Genomic DNA, 14,380 nt, shown 5'->3' with positions numbered 1-14,380 from the left:
GTCCGCCCAACCGATCCAACGCGTCAACCAGGGCGCCCCGGTTCGCCGGGGCGCTTTTTTGCTGCCTGGCGCCCATGTCCCGCCGCAGTCACCGGCCATCCGCGCCCGGACGTCGCTGTCAACCGCTCGCGGCCCGGGCGCCCAGCCGGTAAACTACGGCTTTCCAGCGGCAGCGAATCGCATGACACCCCACCGTTCCATGACCCCGCTCGTCTTCGTCACCGGCGGCGTGGTGTCCTCGCTCGGCAAGGGCATCGCCGCGGCTTCGCTGGCGGCCATCCTCGAAGCGCGCGGCCTGCGCGTGACGATGATGAAGCTGGACCCCTACATCAACGTCGATCCGGGCACGATGAGCCCGTTCCAGCATGGCGAGGTCTACGTCACCGACGACGGCGCGGAGACCGACCTCGACCTGGGGCATTACGAGCGCTACGTCCGCACCCGGCTGAGCCGCAAGAACTCGGTCACCACCGGCCGCATCTACGAGAACGTGATCCGCAAGGAGCGCCGCGGCGACTACCTCGGCGGCACCGTGCAGGTGATCCCGCACATCACCGACGAGATCAAGCGCTGCATCGTCGAGGCGACCCAGGGCTTCGACATCGGACTGGTCGAGATCGGCGGTACCGTTGGCGACATCGAGTCGCTGCCGTTCCTGGAGGCGATCCGCCAGCTGCGCACCGAGCGCGGGCCCGACAAGGCGCTGTTCATGCACCTCACGCTGGTGCCGTGGATCGCGGCCGCCGGCGAACTCAAGACCAAGCCGACCCAGCACTCGGTCAAGGAACTGCGCTCGATCGGCATCCAGCCCGACGTCCTGCTGTGCCGCTCCGAGCAGCCGCTGCCCGATTCCGAGCGCCGCAAGATCGCGCTGTTCACCAACGTTTCCGAGCGCGCCGTGATCAACGCGGTCGACCTCGACAACATCTACAAGATGCCGGCGCGCTTCCATGAGCAGGGCCTCGACGACCTGATCATCGAGCGGCTGCGACTGGAAACCGGCCCGGCCGACCTGGCCGAGTGGAACGCCGTACTGGACGCGACGGAGAACCCGGTCGACGAGGTCACCATCGGCATCGTCGGCAAGTACGTCGACCACCAGGACGCCTACAAGTCGGTCGGCGAGGCGCTCAAGCACGGCGGCCTGCGCCAGCGCACCCGGGTTAGGCTGAAGTGGCTGGAATCGACTGATGTCGAGACCCTCGGCGCCCAGGCGCTGGAAGGCGTCGACGGCATTCTGGTGCCCGGCGGCTTCGGCGACCGCGGCTTCGAGGGCAAGGTCGGGGCTTCGCGCCATGCGCGCGAGAACGGCATCCCGTACTTCGGCATCTGCTACGGCATGCAGGCGGCGGTGGTCGATGTCGCCCGCCACCTGGCCGGGCTGGACGGCGCCAACAGTACCGAGAACGACAAGGCCAGCCCGCACCCGGTCATCGGCCTGATCACCGAATGGCGCACCGCGACCGGCGATGTGGAACGCCGCAGCGAGGAAAGCGACCTCGGCGGCACCATGCGCCTGGGTTTGCAGGACCAGCGCATCAAGCCCGGCACCCTGGCCCACGCGATGTACGGCAAGGATGTCGTTGGCGAACGCCACCGACACCGCTACGAGTTCAACAACCGCTACCGCACCCAGCTCGAGGACGCCGGCCTGGTGATCAGCGCCAAGTCGATGGACGACCTGCTGGTGGAGATGGTCGAGTTGCCGCGCGACAAGCACCCGTGGTTCCTGGCCTGCCAGGCCCATCCCGAGTTCCTTTCCACCCCGCGCGACGGCCACCCGCTGTTCGTCGGCTTCATCCGCGCCGCGCGCGAGTACAAGGCCAACGAAGGCCAGGCCGGCGGCCTGCTGAAAGAGGCCAAGGCGTGAGCACTTCACCCCAGCGGTGCATCCCGATGTCCCTCGCGGTCGCGCCAGCCCCCTGTAGGAGCGGCTTCAGCCGCGATCAGGAACCGGCGCGGGCGACCAGGTATCCGATCGCGGCTGAAGCCGCTCCTACAACGGCCCGAGGAGCAATGCGATGAAGCTTTGTGGTTTCGAGATCGGTCTCGACAAGCCGTTCTTCCTGATCGCCGGCCCCTGCGTGATCGAGTCGATGCAGTTGCAGCTCGACACCGCCGGCACCCTGAAGGAGATCACCGACGAACTCGGCATCCCCTTCATCTTCAAGTCCAGTTTCGACAAGGCCAACCGCACCTCGGTGTCGGGCTTCCGCGGCCCGGGACTGGAAGAGGGGTTGAAGGTGCTGGCCGAGGTCAAGAAGCAGCTCGGCGTGCCGGTGCTGACCGACGTCCACGAGTACACCCCGATGGACGAGGTCGCCTCCGTCGTCGACGTGTTGCAGACCCCAGCCTTCCTGTGCCGGCAGACCGACTTCATCCAGAAGGTCGCGAGCGCCGGCAAGCCGGTCAACGTCAAGAAGGGCCAGTTCCTGTCGCCGTGGGAAATGAAGCACGTCGCCGACAAGGCGCTGGCGACCGGCAACAAGGACATCATGGTCTGCGAGCGCGGCGCCAGCTTCGGCTACAACAACCTGGTCAGCGACATGCGCAGCCTCGCGGTGATGCGCGACACCGGCTGCCCGGTGGTGTTCGACGCGACCCATTCGGTGCAGTTGCCCGGCGGCGCCGGTGGCAAGAGCGGCGGCCAGCGCGAGTTCGTGCCGGTGCTGTCGCGCGCGGCGATGGCCGTTGGCATTTCCGGCATCTTCATGGAAACCCACCCGAACCCGGCGGAGGCGCTGTCCGACGGCCCCAATGCCTGGCCGCTGGGCAAGATGCGCGCGCTGCTCGAAACGCTGATGGCGATAGACGAAATCACCAAGCGCAACGGCTTCCTCGAATCACAATCCTGAGACCCGCAAAGACCGACATGACCCAGATCGCCAAAGTCCACGCCCGCGAGATCCTCGACAGCCGCGGCAACCCGACCCTCGAGGCCGAAGTCACCCTGGCCGATGGCAGCTTCGGTCGGGCGATGGTGCCGTCCGGTGCGTCCACTGGTTCCAAGGAGGCCGTCGAACTGCGTGATGGCGACAAGACCCGCTACCTCGGCAAGGGCGTGCGCAACGCGGTCGCCAGCGTCAATGGCGCCATCGCGCAGGCGATCACCGGCATGGACGCGGCCGACCAGGCCGGCATCGACAAGCGCCTGATCGATCTGGACGGCACCGAGAACAAGGGCCGCCTCGGCGCCAACGCGCTGCTCGGGGTGTCGATGGCCAATGCCCACGCGATGGCGGCCTCGCTCAAGCTGCCGTTGTGGAAACACCTGGCTGGTGACTGCACCCCCGTGCTGCCGGTGCCGATGATGAACATCATCAACGGCGGTGCGCATGCGGACAACAACGTCGACCTGCAGGAGTTCATGATCCTGCCGACCGGGTTCGACACCTTCTCCGAGAGCCTGCGCGCCGGCACCGAGGTGTTCCATGCGCTCAAGTCGGTGCTCCGGGGCCGCGGCCTCAGCACCGCGGTCGGCGACGAAGGCGGCTTCGCCCCCGACCTGCGCAGCAACGAGGAAGCGCTGGAGACCATCCTGGAGGCGATCGGCAAGGCCGGGTACCACGCCGGCGAGGACATCCTGCTTGGCCTGGACGTGGCCAGCAGCGAGTTCTACGAGAACGGCAAGTACAACCTCACCGGTGAGGGCAAGCGCCTGACCAGCGAGCAGTTCGTCGACTTCCTCGCCAACTGGTGCGACCAGTACCCGATCGTCACCATCGAGGACGGCATGGACGAAGGCGACTGGGACGGCTGGAAACTGCTGACCCAGCGCCTCGGCAACAAGGTGCAGCTGGTCGGCGACGACCTGTTCGTGACCAACCCGCGGATCTTCCAGCAGGGCATCGACCAGCAGGTCGCCAACGCGATCCTGATCAAGGTCAACCAGATCGGCACCCTGACCGAGACCCTGGAGGCGATCGCGATGGCCGATCGGGCCGGCTACGCGGCGGTGGTCTCGCACCGGTCGGGGGAGACCGAGGACACCACCATCGCCGATATTTCGGTGGCGACCACCGCGACCCAGATCAAGACCGGTTCGCTGAGCCGCAGCGACCGCGTGGCCAAGTACAACCAGTTGCTGCGGATCGAGGAACAGCTCGGTGCCGCGGCGAAGTACGCCGGCCGCGATGCGTTCGTCTCGCTGAAGCGCTGACCGCGCCATGCCACGTCGCTGGCTCGGCGTCCTGTTGGTGCTGCTGGTCGCCATGCTGGCGTTCCTGCAGTACCGGCTGTGGCTGGGCGAGGGCGGCCGGCGCTCGGTGGCGGTGCTGGCCGAGCGCGTCGACCAGCAGGCCCATGAGAACGAGGGCCTGCAGCAGCGCAACGATGCGCTCGCCGCCGAGGTCGAGGACCTCAAGTCCGGCGAAGCCGCGGTCGAGGAACGCGCGCGCAGCGAGCTGGGCATGATCAAGCCAGGCGAGACGTTCTACCGGGTGGTGGAACCGGAAGGCAGCACGCCGACGCCGGTCGACCCGGCGGTCGACGACGACAGCGAGTTGCCGTGACCGCGCCGGCCATCTGGGCAGTGATACCGGCGGCCGGCCGCGGCACGCGGTTTGGCGGCGATGTCCCCAAGCAGTACCTCGAAGCCGCCGGCCAACCGTTGATCGCGCATGCGCTCGATGCGCTGTTGGCGCATCCGGGGGTCGCCGGGGCGATGGTCGCGCTGGCCGCGGACGATCCGCACTGGCCCGGCTGGACCGAATTCCATGGAAAGCCGGTGCTGCGCTGCACCGGCGGTGGCGAGCGCGCCGACTCGGTGCTCGCGGCGTTGCAGGCGCTACCGCCCGGAGTGGGTGCCGACGCTCTTGTGCTGGTCCATGATGCCGCGCGGCCGAACCTGCAACGTTGCGACCTTGACCGCCTGATCGGCGCGGCCAGCGTCGATGCCGACGGCGCGATCCTCGCCGCACCAGTACGCGACACCCTCAAACGGGCCGGCGCCGAAGCCCGCATCGTTGCCACCGAATCGCGCGAAGCCCTGTGGCGTGCGCTGACCCCGCAGGCGTTCCGTCGTGGCGCGTTGGTCGACGCCCTGCGGCAGGCGCAGTCCGCCGGCCTCGTGGTCACCGACGAAGCGATGGCGATGGAGCGCAGCGGCGCCCGCCCGCGGCTGGTCGAAGGCCGCGAGGACAACCTCAAGGTCACCACCCCGGCGGACCTCGCGCTGGCGGGATACCTGCTTTCCAGAAGGGCCTCGCAGCCATGAACATCCGCATTGGCCAGGGTTATGACGTCCATGCTTTTGGCGACGGCGGCCACGTCGTCCTCGGCGGGGTGCGGGTGCCGCACGACCGCGGCGTGCTCGCCCACTCCGACGGCGACGTGGTGATCCACGCGCTGTGTGACGCGATGCTCGGGGCGTTGGCGCTGGGTGACATCGGCCGCCATTTCCCGCCGTCCGATCCGCAGTGGAAGGATGCCGACAGCCGCGCGTTCCTGCGCCATTGCAACGCGCTCATCAACGAGCGCGGCTGGCGCCTGGGCAACGCCGACATCACCGTGGTCTGCGAGCGACCCAGGATCGGACCGCATGCGCAGGCCATGCGCGAGCTGCTGGCGGCCGATCTCGGCGTGGCGATCGACGTCGTCAGCGTCAAGGCCACCACCAGCGAGACGCTGGGCTTCACCGGCCGCGGCGAAGGCATCGCGGCGATGGCGGCGTGCCTGCTGGTCGGCACGTGAACCCGCACGCCATGGAGCTTACGCGCGCGCACGGCGCCCCGGCGCTGCAGGCGCGGATCCGCAGCACGCCAGAGGATTTCCGGGTCGAGGAACTTCCGGGGTTCGAGCCCAGCGGCAGCGGCGAGCACCTTTTGCTGACCATCGAGAAGCGCGGCATCAACACCGCGTTCGCCGCCAAGCGCATCGCCGAATGGGCCGGTGTCGGCGAAATGGCGATCGGCTACGCCGGCCTCAAGGATCGCCATGCCGTCACCCGCCAGCGCTTCAGCGTGCACCTGCCAAGGAAGATCGCACCGGATCTGTCGCTGCTCGATATCGATGAAGGTGACGAGCGCCTGCGGGTGCTCGAACACGCCTGGCATTCGCGCAAACTGCCGCGCGGCGCGCTGGCCGGGAACCGTTTCGTGCTTGTCCTGCGTGACGTGCAGGGTGATCGCACCGCGGTCGAATCGCGGCTGCGGACGATCGCCGAACGTGGCGTCCCCAATTATTTCGGCGAGCAGCGTTTCGGCCGCGGTGGCGACAACCTCGGCGCGGCGTTGTCCATGTTCGCGGGTCGCAGGGTGGGCCGGGACCAGCGCGGCATGTTGCTGTCGGCGGCCCGCTCGGCGCTGTTCAACCGGGTGCTGGCGAGCCGCGTGGCGGCCGGCAACTGGGACGCCAGCGGCGCGGATGGCGCGCTCGACGGCGAGGTCTGGATGCTCGATGGCAGTCGCAGTGTGTTCGGGCCCGAGCCGTTCAACAAGACCCTCGCGCAACGCCTGGCAGCGTTCGACATCCACCCGACCGGTCCGCTGTGGGGTCGCGGTGGACTGCGCAGTTCGGATGCCGTGCAGGCACTCGAACTGGCGGCGCTGGACAACGACGAAGCCGCCCGCTTGGGTGCCGGCCTGGAGGCTGCCGGACTGAAACAGGAGCGCCGCTCCCTGCGATTGCGCCCGATCGACCTGGGGTGGGGCTGGCTGGAGGACGACGTGCTCGAACTGGGCTTTGTACTGCCCCCGGGGACCTATGCCACCGTGGTTCTGGCAGAACTGGGGACGATCGCCTGATCGTTGCTGCGGGCCTCCGCCTGCCACCGCCGTTCGTCGGAAACTTCCGGCTGGCATTGGCCACGCCCGGGCAGCGGCGTATACCGGACCATGCCCGGGTCCTGCCGGGTCGGGCCGTGCTTGCGGCCTCGCAGAAGACCACCGTCTCCGCGAAATGGAGGTCGATCATGAACAGGTTGTCCAGGGCTCTCGCCGTGTCGCTGTCGGTCGCCGGCCTGGCTGCATGCGCCAGCATGGACGAGCAATCGGCGCGGGTCTCGCCGCACTCGGCCACCATCGACAGGGATGCCGCCTATGTCGCCAGGGTCGAACAGATCGCTCGTCGACGTGGCATCGAGGTCGTGTGGATCAATCCGCCCAACTCCGACGAGCAACTCGTCGCCGACGAATAGCCATCAGCCCCGTTTCGGCGGAGCCAGCAGCACCAGTACCGCGCCGGTACCGCCCTGGGCCGGCGGCGCGGAGTGGTAGGCCAGCACGCTGGCCCGCTGATGCAACATGCGGTCGACCAGGTTCTTCAACACCGGCGCGCCGCTGCTGCCGACATCATCGCTGCCATGCCGGCCCTTGCCGTGGATGATCCGGACGCAGCCGACGCCATGGCGGACCGCGTCGCCCAGGAACGCGCGCAACAACGCCTCGGCGGTCCTGGCATCGGCGCCATGCAGGTCGAGTTCCTCTTCGGCGGCGATCTCGCCGCGGCGCAGGCGTTGGTAGGTCGCGACCGGCAGTCGCTCGCCGCGATGGGCCAGTACGTCGCCCGCCTCCAGCAGGCTGGCGTCCAACGCATGGCGGAATTCGTCGCGGGCATTGGCTTCGTCCAGCTCGGCCATGCGCGCACGCGGTTTCGGCCGCGGCGTGGCGGGCGGCGCGTGTTGTTCCGGCAGCTTGCGCACCGCACCGATCGCCGCACGGAACAGTGCCGCATCGTCGTCGTCGTCGCGTCGCTTGCTCATCACCGGTTTCCGCCGTCCATGGTCAGAGCCTAGCGCGACGCGACGACAGCGCAACCGTGCGGTGAACACGGAAATTCGAGAACGCGCCGGCTGAGGGGGCCGCCGCCTTCGGCTATCATGGCCGCATCATTGGGGCGGGTTGTTCGCCCTGTCTGTTGTTCCGGCCCGTACGGCCGCATTTTTCGCCAAGGGAGTCCATGCGAGTTCTGGTCAGCAACGACGACGGCGTCGACGCCCCCGGCATCCGGATCCTCGCCGAAGGGCTGCGCGCCGCCGGCCATGACGTGCTGGTCGTCGCCCCCGACCGCGACCGCTCCGGCGCCAGCAATTCGCTGACCCTCGACATGCCGGTCCGGGTGGTGCAGCAGGACGAGCGCAGCTGGCGCGTGTTCGGCACGCCGACCGACTGCGTCCACGTCGCGATCACCGGGATGCTCGAGGACGAGCCCGACATCGTGGTCTCCGGCATCAACAACACCGCCAACCTCGGCGACGACGTGATCTATTCGGGCACCGTCGCCGCGGCGATGGAAGGCCGCTTCCTGGGCCTGCCGTCGGTGGCGGTGTCGCTGGTGACCGCCGACCACGTCGGTCGCCATTACGAGACCGCGGCGCGCGCCGCGGCCGAGATCATTGCCCGGCTCCGGACCGACCCATTGCCCGCCGACACCATGCTCAACGTCAACGTGCCCGACCTGCCGTGGGACCGGATCGCCGGCTTCGAAGTGACCCGGCTGGGCAACCGCCATCGTGCCGAGGCGTGCGTGCCACAGACCGACCCGCGCGGGCGCCAGTGGTGGTGGATCGGCGCCGCCGGGCCGGAGCAGGACGCAGGCGCCGGGACCGATTTCCACGCCGTGCGCAGCGGCCATATCTCGATTACCCCGATCCAGGTCGACCTGACCCGCTACCAGGCGCTGGAGCAGGTTGCCAGCTGGGTCGGTGGGCTGGCCGGCGCGCTGGAAAGGGCGCATCCCGAGCCCGCACCGGAGTCGGTCCGATGAGCCTGCGGATGCGTTTGCAACCCGAGGCGCTGGGTTCGGGCATGACCTCGCAGCGGGTGCGCGACCGCCTGGTCGAGCGCCTGCGCGCCGGCACCCACGAAGGTGGCGGCATCAGGGACGAACGCGTGCTCAACGCGATCCGCACGGTGCCGCGGCACATGTTCGTCGACGAGGCGCTGGCCACCCGCGCCTACGAGGACACCGCGTTGCCGATCGGCCACGGCCAAACCATCTCGCAGCCATGGGTCGTTGCCCGGATGACCGAGGTCCTGTTGCAGACGCAGCCGACCCGGGTGCTCGAGATCGGCACGGGGTCGGGCTACCAGGCCGCGGTACTCGCGGCGCTGGGGCTTGAAGTGCACACGGTCGAGCGCATCGGCGAGTTGCTGCGCACCGCGCGCAAGCGCTTCCGACAGCTCGGCCTCAACATCCGCAGCAAACACGATGACGGCCGCATCGGCTGGCCGGAGAACGGCCCGTTCGACGCGATCCTGGTCACCGCGGCGGCACCGGCGCTGGTCGATGCGCTGACTGCGCAGCTCGCGCCTGGCGGCAGCCTCGTTGCGCCCGTTGGCCCGGCCTCCTCGCAGTCGCTGTTGCGGTTGTCCAGGGACGCCGACGGCAAGGTCACCCAGCAGGCCCTTGGCCCGGTGGTGTTCGTGCCGCTGCTGTCGGGCATGATCGATTGAGCGCGATGCCGGACCAGCCCCCACATGGGGCGCAAGGCCCGCAGGCCACGACGCTGGGCGAGCAGCTTGCCGCGATCATCCGCGACCTGCCCGAGGACAAGGTGACCCTGGGCGAGTTGCTGGACGTATTCGGCAACGAAGGCCTGCTGCTGCTGACCATGCTGTTGACGCTGGTGTTCCTGATCCCGGTATCGATCCCCGGCGTCAGCACGGTGTTCGGCGCGGCGATCCTGCTGGTCGGCATCAGCCGACTGGTGGGCCGGCCGTTGTGGCTGCCGGCCAAACTCAAGGACAAGGCGCTGCCGGCCGACAAGCTGCGACCCGGGCTCACCGGCGGGATGGTGTGGGTGCAGCGGCTGGAGAAGATCAGTCGCCCGCACCGGTTGCGCTTCTTCGTCGACGGCCGCGCGCAGAACCTTGCCAACAACCTCGCCTTCATCATGGCCGCGGTGCTGTTGATGGCGCCGTTCGGATTCGTTCCGTTCAGCAACACGCTGCCCGCGCTGGCCTTGCTGTTCTACGCTGTCGGCATGATCCAGCGCGACGGCGGGGCGATGTTGCTCGGCCACCTGGCAAACATCGGCACGATCATCTACTTCGGTATCCTGATCGGCGGTGGCAGCGTGGCCGTGCGCGAGTTGTTCCAGCGACTTTCGAGCTGATCGGTCCATCGCCGATGTCCGGCGCCATCGATACTGCCGCCCGGTGTTTGGCCGCGCGGCCCTGGAGGAAACAACAAGGCGCATGACCCAGACGACGACTCCTACCCGCGCGACGATTGGCCGCACGACCACTGCCCGCATCCTGCTGTCGATCGGCGTGGCGCTTGCCCTGGCTGCATGCTCCAGCACGGTCACCCGCAGCGGCTCGGGCTCGACTCCCAAGTACGGCGCCACCACCGTGGTCCAGCGCGGGGACACGCTGTACCGGATCGCCACCGACAACGGCATCGCCATGCGCGACCTGGCGGCATGGAACGGCATCTCCGCGCCTTACACCATCTACCCGGGCCAGCGGCTGTCACTGTATCCGGGTGGCGGCCGCAGCACCCCGCCCAGGCAGGCCGCCGGGACATCCACGCCGGCCCCCCGTACGACGACGCCGGCCCGGACCCCGCCGGCCGCGACCCCCGCGCCCGCCAGCAGCAGCGTGGCATGGCGCTGGCCCGTCGACGGCCAGTTGCTGAGCCGGTTCGAGGCCGGCCAGCCGACGAAGCAGGGCATCGACATCGCCGGCAGCGGCGGCGCCCCGGTCCGTGCGGCAGGCGACGGCACGGTGGTGTACTCGGGTTCCGGCCTTGTCGGCTATGGCGAGTTGATCATCATCAAGCACGACGAGCAGTGGCTGTCGGCGTACGGCCACAACCGCAACCGGCTGGTCAACGAGGGTGCGGTGGTCAAGGCCGGCCAGCAGATCGCCGAACTGGGCCGTACCGGCGCCTCGCGCGACATGTTGCACTTCGAGATCCGCTACAACGGCAAGCCGGTCGATCCGCTGAAGTACCTGCCGCGCAAATGAGGCTCTCGTAGGAGCGGCTTCAGCCGCGATTGGAAGTCGGTAGGTTGCCGACTCCCCCGGTCGCGGCTGAAGCCGCTCCTACAGGGAAAGCCGGGACCGGGTTCAGCCGGGCAGGATGAAACCCGCAACGACCTTGCGACCCTCGCTCGCCAGCACGTTGAACGTGCGTGCGGCCGCGTCGTTGCCCATCACCTCGATGCCGATGCCGCGGCGCAGGCACTCCGCCATCACCACCGCTGGCGGGAACGCCTGGCCGCCACCACTGCCCAGCAACAGCACCTCCGGCTGCAGCGCCAGCAGCGGCTCCAGGTCGGATGCCTGCATGGAGCAGGCCTCACGTACCGCCCAGTCCTCGATCAACCGGTCCGGGGCGATCACGAAACTGCGGCCCAGCATGGAATCGTTGACCCGCGCGGCCACGCCATCGGCGCCACGCAGGACGAATTCGTGATCCGGGTTTTCGAGCGTGATCTGCATGGGATGCGGGCCGGATCGACTGCGAACTGTTCAGCTTCGCGGCAGGACGATCTGGCGCTTGTCCTTGCTGGGACGATAGATCGCGGCGGTATGGCCTATACGCTGAACCAGCGCGGCGTCGGTGCGGCTGGTGATCTGTTCGATCATCGCGTCGCGCGCCTCGCGGTCGGTGGCGGCGATCTTGACCTTGACCAGCTCGTGGTTCTCCAGCGCCAGGTCGATTTCGGCGATCAGGGCGTCGGTGATGCCCTTTCCGCCCACCTGCAGCATCGCCTTGAGGTCGTGCGCCTGGCCGCGCAGGAAGCGGGTCTGGGCGGAGGTCAGGACGGTCGGCATCAGGGCACGCGAATGAGGAGGGGCAGGGGTCGCAGGGTATCATGCGGGGCATGGCAACCCGCAGCAAAAGCAGCCAGCGCTGGCTGAAAGAGCACCATTCCGACCCCTTCGTGAAGAAGGCGCGCGCCGAGGGCCTGCGTTCGCGCGCCGCCTACAAACTGGAAGAGCTGGTCGAACGCGACCGCCTGCTCAAGCCCGGAATGGTGGTGGTCGACCTCGGAGCCGCCCCGGGCGGATGGTCGCAGTGGGTCCGGCAGGAGCTGGGCGACCACGACCGTCCCAACGCCGGCCGGGTCATCGCGCTGGACATCCTGGAGATGCCGCCGCTGGCCGGGGTCGAGTTCCTTCATGGGGATTTCAGGGAGGATGCGGTCCTATCGCAGCTGGAATCGAGCCTCGGCGGCAAGCCGGTGGACCTTGTGCTGTCGGATATGGCCCCCAATAAGAGCGGAGTGGATGCGGTCGACATGCCGCGGGCGATGTACCTGTCCGAACTGGCGATGGATTTCGCCGACCGCCACCTGCGCGTCGATGGTACGTTCCTGATCAAGCTGTTCCAGGGCGTGGGTTTCGACGACTACGTGCGCGAGCTGCGGCGGCGGTACGCCAAGGTCTCGATCCGCAAGCCGGCGGCATCGCGCAAGCGGTCGCCGGAGGTATACGCGCTGGCACAGGGCAAGCGCGCGGAAATCAAATAATTGAGAATTCAATGAACGATCTGGCCAAAAACATGCTGCTCTGGGTGATCGTCGCCGTCGTGCTGATGGTGGTGTTCCAGGCGTTCGGCCCGCGGACCGCGGGTGGCGCAAGCGCGGAGCCGCTGGCCTACAGCCAGTTCGTCGAGCAGGTCCAGGCCGACACCATCGAAAGCGTCAAGATCGGCGAGGATCGCACCACGATCACCGGCGAGCGCAAGGATGGCACCAAGTTCACGACCTACAAGCCCGAGGACAAGGACCTCATCACCGACCTGCTGCAGCACGACGTCGCGATCACGCAGACGCCGCCGGGCGGGCCGTCGTTCTGGTCGCTGCTGCTCAACTTCCTGCCGATCATCCTGATCATCGCGTTCTGGATCTTCGTCATGCGGCAGATGCAGCAGGGCGGCAGCAAGGGTGCGATGAGTTTCGGCAAGTCGCGCGCCAAGATGCAGGGCGAGGACCAGGTCAAGGTCACCCTGGCCGACGTTGCCGGTTGCGACGAGGCCAAGGAGGAAGTCGGCGAGCTGGTCGAGTTCCTGCGTGACCCGGGTCGCTTCCAGAAGCTTGGCGGCAAGATCCCGCGCGGCGTGCTGATGGTCGGTCCTCCGGGCACCGGCAAGACGCTGTTGGCGCGCGCGATCGCCGGCGAGGCCAAGGTGCCGTTCTTCAGCATATCCGGTTCCGACTTCGTCGAGATGTTCGTCGGTGTCGGTGCCAGCCGCGTGCGCGACATGTTCGAGCAGGCCAAGAAGCACGCCCCGTGCATCATCTTCATCGACGAGATCGACGCGGTCGGCCGCCATCGCGGCGCCGGCCTCGGCGGCGGGCATGACGAGCGTGAGCAGACCCTCAACCAGTTGCTGGTCGAGATGGACGGCTTCGAGGGCGGCGAGGGCGTGATCGTGATCGCCGCGACCAACCGTCCCGACGTGCTCGATCCCGCGTTGCTCCGCCCGGGTCGCTTCGATCGCCAGGTCGTGGTCGGCCTGCCGGACGTGCGCGGCCGCGAGCAGATCCTGCGCGTGCACATGCGCAAGGTGCCGCTGTCGGACGACGTGGAGCCGATGACGATCGCCCGTGGCACCCCGGGTTTCAGTGGCGCCGACCTGGCCAACCTGGTCAACGAGGCCGCGCTGTTCGCCGCCCGCGGCAACGCCAAGGACGTGCGCATGGAGCACTTCGACAAGGCCCGCGACAAGATCATGATGGGCACCGAAAACCGCTCGATGGCAATGAGCGAGGACGAGAAGAAGCTCACCGCCTACCACGAGGCCGGCCACGCGATCGTCGGCCGCGTCGTGCCCGAGCACGACCCGGTCTACAAGGTCACCATCATTCCGCGCGGCCGCGCGCTGGGCGTGACCATGTACCTGCCCGAAGGCGACAAATACAGCTACAACCGCACCGCGATCCAGTCGCAGCTGTGTTCGCTGTACGGCGGCCGCGTCGCCGAGGAACTGATCTTCGGCAACGACAAGGTCACCACCGGCGCGTCCAACGACATCGAGCGCGCGACCAAGATGGCCCGCAACATGGTCACCAAGTGGGGCCTGTCCGACGAGATGGGGCCGATCGCCTACAGCGAGGAGGACGACGAGGTGTTCCTCGGCCGCTCGGTTACCCAGCACAAGAGCGTGTCCGACGACACCGCGCGCAAGATCGACGAAGTGGTGCGCGGCATCCTCGACAAGGCCTACAACCGCACCACCCAGATCCTCAACGACAACCTCGACAAGCTGCACGTGATGGCCAACGCCCTGCTGCAGTACGAGACCATCGACGCCAACCAGATCGACGCGATCATGGAAGGTCGCGAACCGGGACCGCCGAAGGACTGGATCAAGTCCGGCCGGACCTCGAAGGATGACCGCGGTGGCAGCGCCGGCGCGATCGGCGGGCCGGCGGCGCAGACCTGACCTGCTGACGCGCTTGTCAGCGGTGTATCGAAAGGCCAGA

General features: G+C 68.1%; 17 protein-coding genes. 14 read left to right on the top strand and 3 right to left on the bottom strand.

The window, feature by feature from the left end:
• Positions 1 to 199: 199 nt before the first annotated feature.
• From ACT9F5_RS05110 to ACT9F5_RS05075, 8 genes are all read left to right on the top strand, one after another.
• Positions 200 to 1,870: a CTP synthase gene (locus ACT9F5_RS05110; protein ID WP_445118827.1), complete on the top strand. Its 1,671-nt coding sequence runs from the start codon at positions 200 to 202 to the stop codon at positions 1,868 to 1,870.
• Positions 1,871 to 2,021: 151 nt separating this feature from the next.
• On the top strand, positions 2,022 to 2,855 hold the full coding sequence (gene kdsA / locus ACT9F5_RS05105; RefSeq protein WP_445118826.1) for a 3-deoxy-8-phosphooctulonate synthase: 834 nt from the start codon (positions 2,022 to 2,024) through the stop codon (positions 2,853 to 2,855).
• 17 nt (positions 2,856 to 2,872) lie between these two features.
• On the top strand, positions 2,873 to 4,159 hold the full coding sequence (gene eno, locus ACT9F5_RS05100) for a phosphopyruvate hydratase (protein ID WP_445118825.1): 1,287 nt from the start codon (positions 2,873 to 2,875) through the stop codon (positions 4,157 to 4,159).
• A gap of 7 nt (positions 4,160 to 4,166) precedes the next feature.
• A complete protein-coding gene (gene ftsB, locus ACT9F5_RS05095) occupies positions 4,167 to 4,511 on the top strand; it encodes a cell division protein FtsB (protein WP_445118824.1) in 345 nt (114 codons plus the stop codon).
• Positions 4,508 to 5,215 carry a 2-C-methyl-D-erythritol 4-phosphate cytidylyltransferase gene (gene ispD, locus ACT9F5_RS05090; protein ID WP_445118823.1) on the top strand — a complete coding sequence of 236 codons (708 nt, stop codon included), beginning with the start codon at positions 4,508 to 4,510 and terminating at the stop codon, positions 5,213 to 5,215. The genes ftsB and ispD overlap by 4 nt, the downstream gene beginning before the upstream one ends.
• Positions 5,212 to 5,691, top strand: a complete 480-nt coding sequence (gene ispF / locus ACT9F5_RS05085) for a 2-C-methyl-D-erythritol 2,4-cyclodiphosphate synthase (RefSeq protein WP_445118822.1) — start codon at positions 5,212 to 5,214, stop codon at positions 5,689 to 5,691. Before ispD ends, ispF begins: the two co-directional genes overlap by 4 nt.
• Before the next feature lie 11 nt (positions 5,692 to 5,702).
• Entirely contained in the window at positions 5,703 to 6,743 is a 1,041-nt protein-coding gene (truD, locus tag ACT9F5_RS05080; RefSeq protein ID WP_445118821.1) for a tRNA pseudouridine(13) synthase TruD, read from the top strand.
• A 167-nt stretch (positions 6,744 to 6,910) separates the two neighbouring features.
• Positions 6,911 to 7,135: a hypothetical protein gene (locus ACT9F5_RS05075; RefSeq protein WP_445118820.1), complete on the top strand. Its 225-nt coding sequence runs from the start codon at positions 6,911 to 6,913 to the stop codon at positions 7,133 to 7,135.
• Positions 7,136 to 7,138: 3 nt separating this feature from the next.
• On the opposite strand, the gene ACT9F5_RS05070 is transcribed toward ACT9F5_RS05075, so the two are convergent.
• Entirely contained in the window at positions 7,139 to 7,699 is a 561-nt protein-coding gene (locus ACT9F5_RS05070; RefSeq protein ID WP_445118819.1) for a Smr/MutS family protein, read from the bottom strand.
• 197 nt (positions 7,700 to 7,896) lie between these two features.
• Between ACT9F5_RS05070 and surE the strand changes: the two genes are divergently transcribed.
• The 4 genes from surE to ACT9F5_RS05050 all read left to right on the top strand — a co-directional run bounded on the left by surE (position 7,897) and on the right by ACT9F5_RS05050 (position 10,910).
• Positions 7,897 to 8,703: a 5'/3'-nucleotidase SurE gene (gene surE / locus ACT9F5_RS05065; RefSeq protein ID WP_445118818.1), complete on the top strand. Its 807-nt coding sequence runs from the start codon at positions 7,897 to 7,899 to the stop codon at positions 8,701 to 8,703.
• Entirely contained in the window at positions 8,700 to 9,392 is a 693-nt protein-coding gene (locus tag ACT9F5_RS05060; protein WP_445118817.1) for a protein-L-isoaspartate(D-aspartate) O-methyltransferase, read from the top strand. The genes surE and ACT9F5_RS05060 overlap by 4 nt, the downstream gene beginning before the upstream one ends.
• 5 nt (positions 9,393 to 9,397) lie before the next feature.
• Positions 9,398 to 10,054, top strand: a complete 657-nt coding sequence (locus ACT9F5_RS05055) for an exopolysaccharide biosynthesis protein (RefSeq protein ID WP_445118816.1) — start codon at positions 9,398 to 9,400, stop codon at positions 10,052 to 10,054.
• An 82-nt stretch (positions 10,055 to 10,136) separates the two neighbouring features.
• Positions 10,137 to 10,910 carry a peptidoglycan DD-metalloendopeptidase family protein gene (locus tag ACT9F5_RS05050; protein ID WP_445118815.1) on the top strand — a complete coding sequence of 258 codons (774 nt, stop codon included), beginning with the start codon at positions 10,137 to 10,139 and terminating at the stop codon, positions 10,908 to 10,910.
• A gap of 102 nt (positions 10,911 to 11,012) precedes the next feature.
• On the opposite strand, the gene ACT9F5_RS05045 is transcribed toward ACT9F5_RS05050, so the two are convergent.
• Both ACT9F5_RS05045 and yhbY read right to left on the bottom strand, forming a co-directional pair.
• Positions 11,013 to 11,387, bottom strand: a complete 375-nt coding sequence (locus ACT9F5_RS05045) for an MTH938/NDUFAF3 family protein (protein WP_445118814.1) — start codon at positions 11,385 to 11,387, stop codon at positions 11,013 to 11,015.
• A gap of 30 nt (positions 11,388 to 11,417) precedes the next feature.
• Positions 11,418 to 11,723 (bottom strand): ribosome assembly RNA-binding protein YhbY, encoded by a 306-nt coding sequence (gene yhbY, locus ACT9F5_RS05040; RefSeq protein ID WP_445118813.1) that lies wholly within the window; start codon positions 11,721 to 11,723, stop codon positions 11,418 to 11,420.
• Between the two features lie 50 nt (positions 11,724 to 11,773).
• Here yhbY and rlmE point away from each other — a divergent pair, with 50 nt between their 5' ends.
• Both rlmE and ftsH read left to right on the top strand, forming a co-directional pair.
• The gene (gene rlmE / locus ACT9F5_RS05035) at positions 11,774 to 12,421 is read left to right on the top strand and encodes a 23S rRNA (uridine(2552)-2'-O)-methyltransferase RlmE (RefSeq protein WP_445118812.1); all 648 of its coding nucleotides are present in this window, start codon (positions 11,774 to 11,776) and stop codon (positions 12,419 to 12,421) included.
• An 11-nt stretch (positions 12,422 to 12,432) separates the two neighbouring features.
• Positions 12,433 to 14,340, top strand: a complete 1,908-nt coding sequence (ftsH, locus tag ACT9F5_RS05030) for an ATP-dependent zinc metalloprotease FtsH (protein ID WP_445118811.1) — start codon at positions 12,433 to 12,435, stop codon at positions 14,338 to 14,340.
• The last annotated feature ends 40 nt before the right edge of the window (positions 14,341 to 14,380 follow it).

This window comes from Lysobacter sp. F6437 (assembly GCF_052547215.1).
This window is presented reverse-complemented; position numbering and strand designations above follow the sequence as displayed.

Excerpts from the sequence above, each read along its gene's own strand:
- ACT9F5_RS05110 (WP_445118827.1), top strand. The coding sequence starts at position 200 with ATGACCCCGCTCGTCTTCGTCACCGGCGGCGTGGTGTCCTCGCTCGGC.
- kdsA (WP_445118826.1), top strand. The coding sequence starts at position 2,022 with ATGAAGCTTTGTGGTTTCGAGATCGGTCTCGACAAGCCGTTCTTCCTG.
- eno (WP_445118825.1), top strand. The coding sequence starts at position 2,873 with ATGACCCAGATCGCCAAAGTCCACGCCCGCGAGATCCTCGACAGCCGC.
- ftsB (WP_445118824.1), top strand. The coding sequence starts at position 4,167 with ATGCCACGTCGCTGGCTCGGCGTCCTGTTGGTGCTGCTGGTCGCCATG.
- ispF (WP_445118822.1), top strand. The coding sequence starts at position 5,212 with ATGAACATCCGCATTGGCCAGGGTTATGACGTCCATGCTTTTGGCGAC.
- truD (WP_445118821.1), top strand. The coding sequence starts at position 5,703 with ATGGAGCTTACGCGCGCGCACGGCGCCCCGGCGCTGCAGGCGCGGATC.
- ACT9F5_RS05075 (WP_445118820.1), top strand. The coding sequence starts at position 6,911 with ATGAACAGGTTGTCCAGGGCTCTCGCCGTGTCGCTGTCGGTCGCCGGC.
- ACT9F5_RS05070 (WP_445118819.1), bottom strand. The coding sequence starts at position 7,699 with ATGAGCAAGCGACGCGACGACGACGACGATGCGGCACTGTTCCGTGCG.
- surE (WP_445118818.1), top strand. The coding sequence starts at position 7,897 with ATGCGAGTTCTGGTCAGCAACGACGACGGCGTCGACGCCCCCGGCATC.
- ACT9F5_RS05060 (WP_445118817.1), top strand. The coding sequence starts at position 8,700 with ATGAGCCTGCGGATGCGTTTGCAACCCGAGGCGCTGGGTTCGGGCATG.
- ACT9F5_RS05055 (WP_445118816.1), top strand. The coding sequence starts at position 9,398 with ATGCCGGACCAGCCCCCACATGGGGCGCAAGGCCCGCAGGCCACGACG.
- ACT9F5_RS05050 (WP_445118815.1), top strand. The coding sequence starts at position 10,137 with ATGACCCAGACGACGACTCCTACCCGCGCGACGATTGGCCGCACGACC.
- ACT9F5_RS05045 (WP_445118814.1), bottom strand. The coding sequence starts at position 11,387 with ATGCAGATCACGCTCGAAAACCCGGATCACGAATTCGTCCTGCGTGGC.
- yhbY (WP_445118813.1), bottom strand. The coding sequence starts at position 11,723 with ATGCCGACCGTCCTGACCTCCGCCCAGACCCGCTTCCTGCGCGGCCAG.
- rlmE (WP_445118812.1), top strand. The coding sequence starts at position 11,774 with ATGGCAACCCGCAGCAAAAGCAGCCAGCGCTGGCTGAAAGAGCACCAT.
- ftsH (WP_445118811.1), top strand. The coding sequence starts at position 12,433 with ATGAACGATCTGGCCAAAAACATGCTGCTCTGGGTGATCGTCGCCGTC.